Here is a 593-nt window from a genome sequence, read left to right as displayed (position 1 = left end):
CCCCCATACCCCCGCCGCCCGTCGGAAACGCGCCGGGCGGTACCGGGCAGCCGGCCGGCCCCGGCGACGCCTTCCCCACCTACGGCGGCCAGCAGCAGCCGGTCTTCGGCGGCACGCCCGCGCCGCCGAGCGGCTACGCGCAGCCGCAGCCGCAGCCCCAGAGCGGCTACGGGCAGCCGCAACCGCAGACCGGGTACGCGCAGCCGCAGCCGCAGGGCGGCTACGGGCAGCAGCAACCGCAGACCGGGTACGCGCAGCCGCAACCGCAGGGCGGCTACGGACAGCCGCAGCCCCAGGGCGGATACGCGCGGCCGCAGCCCCGAAGCGGCTACGGGCAGACGCAGCCGCACCAGTCCTTCGGGGCCGGGGTGAGCGGGCCGCCGCAGACGGCGTACGCCCAGCCGCAGCCTTACGGCCAGGGCGACGACGGTGTCCCACGGACCGCGTACGCGCACCCGCAGCCCTTCGGGGACGGCTACAGCGGCGGTACACCCACGAGCGGCTACGGGCAGCCGCAGCCGCAGCCGCAGCCGCAGCCGCAGCCGCAGCCGCAGCCGCAGACGCAGCCGCAGCCACCGGCGCAGTCCCGGCAG

At 78.1% G+C, this 593-nt stretch carries 1 pseudogene; it reads right to left on the bottom strand.

Annotation, left to right across the window (positions count from 1 at the left end):
* A pseudogene (locus GL263_RS27655) lies at window positions 1–593 on the bottom strand (hypothetical protein); the annotation flags it as partial.

The organism is Streptomyces durbertensis (genome assembly GCF_014156695.1).
GTDB lineage: Bacteria > Actinomycetota > Actinomycetes > Streptomycetales > Streptomycetaceae > Streptomyces > Streptomyces durbertensis.
This window is presented reverse-complemented; position numbering and strand designations above follow the sequence as displayed.